Raw genomic sequence first — 7238 nt, 5'->3', positions numbered from 1 at the left:
GGGCCGGCCCCCGGCCGTCGGGGCACCGGTTGGGCCGGATCGGCGAGGGGGCTCGCCTCCTACAAGGGGGGTGTCGATGGGTGCCCGTTGGGTAGGAGGCCGGCCCTCCGGCCGATGTCGGCGGTGGACCGGCCCCGGTCGTCGGGACACCGGATGGCCTGACCGGTGCGCTACCCGGAAGCGGGGCTATTGCAGCACTTCCTCCTGGAAGCCCTTGAAGCCGCCTTCCATGAAGTAGTAATCCTCGATCCCGTATTCTTCCAGGGTGTACTGGAACGCCTTGATTTCGTGTCCGGTGATGTCATACACGAGCAGCGGGGCGTCGGAGTCGCGGGCCTGTTCCAGGTAATCCTCCAGGGCTTCGGTGTCCCCCGCCGGGATGTTGGTCTCGGAATTGAGGAACAGACCGACCTGGTCCTGTTCGAACGGGCGCCGGATGTCCAGCACCCGGGCATTGTCGCGCTGCGCGCGCTCGGAGAACTCCATCGGCGGCAACAGGCGCTCGCGGAATTCGTTGAAGTCGATCAGATCGGCCCGTTCGATCGGCGCCTCCCCGAACAGGGCGGTGTCCTCGGGGTAATGCTCGGCCCAGTCGAAGATGCCGTAATCCATGGCCATGGCGTCGTCGAAGCCGGCGGCCTTCATGCGTTCCACGGCCTGATAGCTCATGAAGCAGGTATGGCCCCGGCAATAGAAGGCGACCGGCTTGTCCGGGTCCTCTTCGTGGATCTCGAGCACCTTGTCGACGAAGTCCTCGTCGTCGATGCTCACGTGCCGTGCGCCGTCGATACGCAGGGTGTCGTATTCGTAGCGCGTGCGCACGTCGATGACGTGGACCTCGTCGCGGGCGTATTTCGCCGCCAGCTCCTCGAGATCCAGGGCGTCCACGTAGAAATAGATGGAGCGTCCCGGCGGTTCATACCCCTCGGCCTCGGGATCGAGTTCCATGTCACCGGGCTCTGCGGTGTCTCCGGTGCTGGCGGCAGCCTGACCGGAGAGTGCCAGCAGGGCGGCGGAGAACAGGGCGAGAGAAAGGCGAGAGGGCTTGAAAAACATGGCGAACTGCTCCATGGAAGGTCGACTGCTCCCACTTTAGACACTTCAGCGTGTGGTTTCTACTCCGGGCCGTTTCCTTCGCGTGGCCGGAATGCCAGGACTGCGGAGTTGATGCAGTAGCGCAGTCCCGTGGGCGGCGGACCGTCCGGAAAGACATGCCCCAGGTGCGAGTCGCAGGTGGCGCAGCGCACCTCGGTCCGCTCCATGCCCAGCGAGGCGTCGCGGTGTTCGGAAACGGCTTCGGCGGTGACCGGCGCGGTGTAGCTGGGCCACCCGCTGCCGGAATCGAATTTCGCCGTGCTGTCGAACAGCGTCGCGCCGCACACCGCGCAGTGATAACGCCCGGAGGCCTTGTGGTCATGGTATTCGCCGGTGAACGGCGGCTCGGTGCCCGCCTGGCGGGCGATGCGGTACTGCTCCGGGGTGAGGCGCCGGCGCAGTTCGTCTTCGTCGACAGGGGTGTCGGGATGCGGGCGGTTGCTCATGTCACTGCCTCTGCGGTAATTCGTGTTATCTTGCGAGTCGGGTCCACCAGCGAATGGCCACGGGCGAGGAGATCATATTGAGCTGTCCGGACTGTGAACGCATCAACGTCCTTCCGACCGGTGCGGGGACTCTCTACCTCGCGCCGGTGCTGGCGCATACCCGTGCCACTCTGCGCCAGCGGCTGATCGAGGAGCGCTTTCCCTGCAGCGAACCGGCTTCGGGGATCCTGGCGGTGGCGGTGGATCCGGAGCACGATCTGGGGGTGACCCTGTCGCGTCTCGACGAGGCCCTGAGCCATTCGGAGCAGAACGGGTGCCGCGCGACCTTCGTGCCCGAGGGCGAACGATTCGGCGTGGAGCACCTGCAGGACACGCATCTGCTGTCCACGCTGATCGCCCGGCACAACGCGCGCGATCTGGCGGCCATCCTCGCCAGTGATGCCCTGGACTTTCATTTCCAGCCCATCGTGCACGCGGCCCGGCCGGATCAGGTGTTCGCCTGGGAGGCGCTGGTGCGGGCCAGCTCGCCGGCGGGGGAGTTGATCCCGCCGAACATCCTGTTCGATCAGGCACGGGCGGCGGAGATGATGTTCCACCTCGATCGCGCGGCGCGCATCAATGCGATCCGCCGTGCGACCGAGCGCGGCATCCGCGACCAGCTGTTCATCAACTTCAATCCCACCGCGATCTATGACCCGGCGTTCTGTCTCGAAACAACGGTGCGCGAGATCGGCGGCATCGCGCCGGATGTCCCCGCTCCCGCGGGCTTCGTGTTCGAAGTGATCGAGAGCGACCAGATCACCGACACCGAACACCTGCGGCGCATCATCGATCGCTATCGCAACGCCGGTTTCCGGGTCGCCCTGGACGATCTCGGTGCGGGCTATGCGTCGCTCAACCTGCTGTCGCAGCTGCGACCGGATTTCGTGAAGATCGACCGCGAACTGGTCCGCGGCATCGACGCCGATGAATACCAGCAGAAGATCCTCGGCAAGATCATCGAGCTTGCGCGCGAGCTGGACATTCGTATCGTGGCCGAGGGCATCGAGACCCCGGAGGAGTGGGCTGGCTGAAGGATCGGGTCGACTACTGCCAGGGGTTCCTGTTCGCCCGGCCGGCGGCCGACCCGCCGGCGCCGGTACATCCCGATCCCGAGGTGCCGTAGGAGGCGAGCCCTCTCGCCGATCAGGCCCATCCGGTGCCTCGACGGCTGAGGCCGACCTCCCGCCGACATCGGCCGGAGGGCCGGCCTCCTACGGGGTGTCGATGGGTGTCCGCTCGGCAGGGGGCTGGCCTCCTGCGGGTTGTGGTGGCGCCGATGTGCACATCGGACCGGGCTTCACTAAACTGAGGAACATGACGACTCTGCCGCATGATGCCCGCAATCCCACGCTGGAAGCGGCCGCCCAGCTGCTGCGCGATGCCGAGGTGCGCTATCAGGGGCGCACCGTCGGCACGGTGGCCAGCCTCGACAGCCGCGCCCCGGCGGAAAACTATGCCGACTGCTTCATCCGCGACTTCGTGCCCTCCGGGCTGGTCTATCTGCTGCACGACGAACCCGAGGTGGTGCGCGATTTCCTCGGTCTGATCCTGCGCATCCGCGATACCCAGGAGGAGATCGAGGGTCACCGGCGCCTGCCGCGGGTGATGCCGGCCAGCTTCCGCGTGGTGACCGATCCGAAGGGGCGCGAGACCCTGGCCGCCGACTTCGGCGATCGCGCGATCGGCCGGGTGGCCCCGGTGGATTCAATGATGTGGTGGGTGCTGCTGGCGCGTGCCTACCAGAATCGCACCGGCGACCACGAGTTCATCAAGTCGCCCGACGTGCAGCGTGGCATCCGCCTGATTCTCAGCATCTGTCTGCAGGACCGCTTCGAGGTCTTCCCGACCCTGCTGGTGCCCGACGGCAGTTTCATGATCGACCGGCGCATGGGGGTGTACGGGCATCCGCTGGAGATCCAGGCGCTGTTTTACGGCATGCTCAAGGCCGCGCTGGCGATGCTCGAGCCCTGCGATACGGACTCCGAGCAGCTGTGCGAGCAGTCGGCCATCCGTACCCGGCAGCTGGCGGACTACATCCGCCACTACTACTGGCTGGACCTGGAACGCCTGAACGCCATCCATCGCTACCGTACCGAGCACTTCGGCCACGAGTCGGAGAACGCATTGAACATCTACCCCGAGAGCATCCCCGACTGGCTGGTGGACTGGATCCCGTCGGAGAGTGGTTACCTGGTCGGCAACCTCGGTCCGGGGCGCATGGATTTCCGCTTCTTCAGCTTCGGCAACCTGCTGGCGGTGCTGTTCGGGCTGGCCGACGAACACGAGTCGCGGCTGATCATGCAGACCTTCGAGCAGCGCTTCGAGGACCTGATCGGCACCATGCCGGTGAAGATCTGCTACCCCGCGATGATGGGCGAGGAATGGCGCCTGCTGACCGGGTCGGACCCCAAGAACACCCCCTGGTCGTATCACAACGGCGGGAACTGGCCGGCGCTGCTGTGGGCGTTTACCGGGGCGGCGCTGCGCGTGGGCCGCCCGGACCTTGCCCGCAGCGTGCATGCGGTGGCGGCCGAGCGGCTGCATCGCGACGACTGGCCCGAATACTATGACGGTCGCCACGGCCGTCTGATCGGGCGGCGGGCCAACTACCGCCAGACCTGGTCGGCCACCGCGGTGCTGCTGTCCCAGGCGATGATCGACAACCCCGAAACCCTGTCGCTGTTCGACAGTCCGGAGCCCGAAACACCATGAAGAAGACTCAGAGCAAGTCCCGCCAGGGCGAAGGCCTTTATCTTGTTCTGATCAGCGTGCATGGCCTCATTCGAGGCGAAAATCTGGAACTCGGCCGGGATGCCGACACCGGCGGGCAGACCCTCTACGTGGTCGAGCTGGCGCGTGCCCTGGCGCGGCATCCGCAGGTCGGACGGGTGGACCTGCTGACCCGGCGGGTAGTCGACAGCCGGGTCGACGACGACTATGCCGAACCGGTGGAGGATCTGGGTGACGGTGCCCATATCGTGCGCCTGGACTGCGGGCCGAAGCGCTACCTGCGCAAGGAAAAGCTCTGGCCGTATCTTGACTGCTTCGCCGACAACGCCCTGGCGCATATCCGGCGGGTCGGGCTGCGCCCGGACGTGATCCACGGTCATTATGCCGATGCCGGCCATGTCGCGGTGCGGCTCTCCAACCTGCTGGGCGTGCCCATGCTGCAGACCGGGCACTCGCTCGGGCGGGTCAAGCGCGAGCGCCTGCGCGAGGGCGGGCTGTCGGATGCCGACATCGAAGCGCGCTACAACATCTCCACCCGCATCCATGCCGAGGAGGAGGCCCTGGCGCACGCCCACCGGGTGATCGCCAGCACGCGTCAGGAGGTGGACGAGCAGTACGCCACCTACGACAACTACCAGCCCGAGCGCATGGAGGTGATCCCGCCGGGGACCGACCTCGAACGCTTCCACCCGCCGAAACGTGGTGAACGCAAACCGCCGATCTGGGCCGAGATCCGGCGTTTCCTGCAAAAGCCCGACCGGCCGCTGATCATGGCGCTGTCGCGCGCCGACGAGCGCAAGAATATCCGCAGTCTGGTGGATGCGTATGCCGGCAACGAATGGCTGCGCGAGAACGCCAACCTGCTGATCGTGGCCGGCAACCGCGACGACATCCGCGATCTGGATAAGGGCGCGCGCGAGGTGCTCACGGATCTGCTGCTGCGCATCGACCGCCACGACCTGTATGGCAAGGTGGCCTACCCCAAGCACCACGGCTCGGACGATGTTCCCGATCTCTACCGCCTGGTGGCGGCCACCCGCGGGGTATTCGTGAATCCCGCCCTGACCGAGCCGTTCGGCCTGACCCTGATCGAGGCGGCGGCCAGCGGCGCCCCCATCGTCGCCACCAACGACGGCGGCCCCGACGAGATCGTCTCGCGCTGCCACAATGGCCTGCTGATCGACCCGCTGGATCCCGAGGGGATCGCCGACGCCATCCAGGCGATCCTCGCCGATCGCCCGCGCTGGCAGCGTTATTCGCGCGACGGGCTCAAGGGCGTGCGCAAGCACTATTCCTGGGACGGGCACGCGGAGAAATACGTGCGCCTGCTGCGCTCGCTGTCGCGCGAGGTGCGTCAGGTGCGGCACGAACAGCGCCAGGTCTCCGGTCGCCTGGCGAACGTGGACCGCGCGGTGATCACCGACATCGACAACACCCTGCTGGGCGACACGAAGGCGACCCGGGCGTTTGTCGCCTGGCTGCGGCGCAACCGCAAGCGGGTGGCCTTCGGCGTGGCTACCGGGCGCCGCATCGATTCCGCCGCCGCGGTGCTGGAGGAACACGGCGTGCCGATGCCGGACGTCTGGATCACCTCGGTGGGCAGCGAGATCCACTACGGGTCCGAACAGACCCCGGATCGTGGCTGGGCCCGGCATATCAGCCATCGCTGGGAACCTGATCGCCTGCGCGAGGAACTGGACGGCGAGCCCGGGCTGGTGCGCCAGCCGGACATCGACCAGCGCTCGCACAAGGTCAGCTATTTCGTCGAACCGCCCGGCAGCATCGACGTGGAGGCGGTCGAGACCCGGCTGTACCGGGCCGATCTGCATGCCCACGTGATCTATTCCCACGAACGCTTCCTGGACCTGCTCCCGGTGCGGGCATCCAAGGGGCTGGCGGTGCGCTACTTCGCCGACAAGTGGGGCATCCCGCTGGAGCATGTACTGGTCGCCGGCGATTCGGGCAACGACGAGGACATGCTGCGCGGGCGCCTGCTGGGGGTGGTGGTGGGCAATCATCAGCCCGAGCTGCAGTCCCTGCGTGGCTTCAAGCGGATCTTTTTCGCCCGCGCCACGCATGCCCGCGGCATCCTCGAGGGGATCGAGCACTTCGATCTGCTCAACCGCTGCGACGTGCCCGGCAACGGCCAGACCTGCTGAGGTTACGGGACCGGCAGCAGCAGCGCGATGCCGGTGAGGACCGTCACCACCTCGAACGCCCGTTTGACCAGGCGGTTGCCGTAGCGGATCGCCAGCGTGGCACCCAGATAACCGCCAATGAAGCTGCCGAGGAGCAGCGCCGGCAGCCAGTCCCACTGCACCGTGCCGAAGGTGCCCAGCATCAGCGCGCCGGCGCCATTCCACACCAGACCCACCAGGACCATGGTGTAGCCGACGGCCTCGGTGTAGCTCATGCCGTACCAGCGCACCAGCCACAGCGTGACCATCAGGCCGGTGCCCGAGGCCAGCGAACCGTTGAGGATGCCGATCACGAACAGCCCGGCGGCACCGATCAGGGCGTGGTGGAGGCTGTCGGAGGTGACCCGGCGCTTCTGTCCCAGCTGCGGGCGCCGCCAGGAATACCACCCCAGGGCGACGGTCAGCAGGCCCAGGGCGATCTCCCCGGCGCGTGGCGGGATCTCCAGCACCAGCCAGGCCCCCAGCAGTACGCCCGGTACGCCGGCCCCCAGGATGACCCCTAGTCGAGCCGGGGAAAATGTGCTTTCCTTCACATGTCGCAGGCCGGCGCCCGCCCCCAGGGCCACCGTGGCGATCTTGTGAGTCGCCAGGGCCACCGGGTAGGGCAGGCCGAGGAAGATCAGGGCCGGGAGCTGCAAGAGCCCCGCGCCGCCGCCCGCCAGCGCGGAGAAGCCGTTGGCGATGAGGGCCACGAGCGCGAGCCCGAGATGCTCGAGGATGGACATGA

At 67.0% G+C, this 7238-nt stretch carries 5 protein-coding genes and 1 pseudogene; 3 read left to right on the top strand and 3 right to left on the bottom strand.

Annotated features, from left to right (window positions below):
- Window positions 1-186 precede the first annotated feature (186 nt).
- On the bottom strand, window positions 187-1071 hold the full coding sequence (locus tag F790_RS0110005; protein WP_026332921.1) for a rhodanese-like domain-containing protein: 885 nt from the start codon (window positions 1069-1071) through the stop codon (window positions 187-189).
- Between the two features lie 44 nt (window positions 1072-1115).
- Entirely contained in the window at window positions 1116-1541 is a 426-nt protein-coding gene (gene msrB, locus F790_RS0110000) for a peptide-methionine (R)-S-oxide reductase MsrB (RefSeq protein WP_019591573.1), read from the bottom strand.
- A gap of 77 nt (window positions 1542-1618) precedes the next feature.
- On the opposite strand from msrB, the pseudogene F790_RS13840 reads away from it, so the two are divergent.
- From F790_RS13840 to F790_RS0109985, 3 genes and pseudogenes are all read left to right on the top strand, one after another.
- Window positions 1619-2706, top strand: a pseudogene (locus F790_RS13840) (EAL domain-containing protein).
- 191 nt (window positions 2707-2897) lie between these two features.
- A complete protein-coding gene (locus tag F790_RS0109990) occupies window positions 2898-4295 on the top strand; it encodes a glycoside hydrolase 100 family protein (RefSeq protein WP_019589938.1) in 1398 nt (465 codons plus the stop codon).
- Window positions 4292-6472, top strand: coding sequence for an HAD-IIB family hydrolase (locus F790_RS0109985; RefSeq protein WP_019591570.1), 2181 nt, complete (start codon window positions 4292-4294; stop codon window positions 6470-6472). Before F790_RS0109990 ends, F790_RS0109985 begins: the two co-directional genes overlap by 4 nt.
- Before the next feature lie 2 nt (window positions 6473-6474).
- Here the strand turns inward: F790_RS0109985 and F790_RS0109980 are convergent, their stop codons facing one another.
- Complete coding sequence (locus tag F790_RS0109980) at window positions 6475-7236, bottom strand: sulfite exporter TauE/SafE family protein (protein WP_019589940.1); 762 nt, start codon at window positions 7234-7236, stop codon at window positions 6475-6477.
- Window positions 7237-7238 lie beyond the last annotated feature (2 nt).

This window comes from Thioalkalivibrio sp. ALE20 (assembly GCF_000381405.1).
In the GTDB taxonomy this organism is placed as follows: Bacteria; Pseudomonadota; Gammaproteobacteria; order Ectothiorhodospirales; family Ectothiorhodospiraceae; genus Thioalkalivibrio.
Note: the sequence above shows the minus strand (reverse complement) of the source record. Positions and strands in the feature narration are given on the sequence as shown.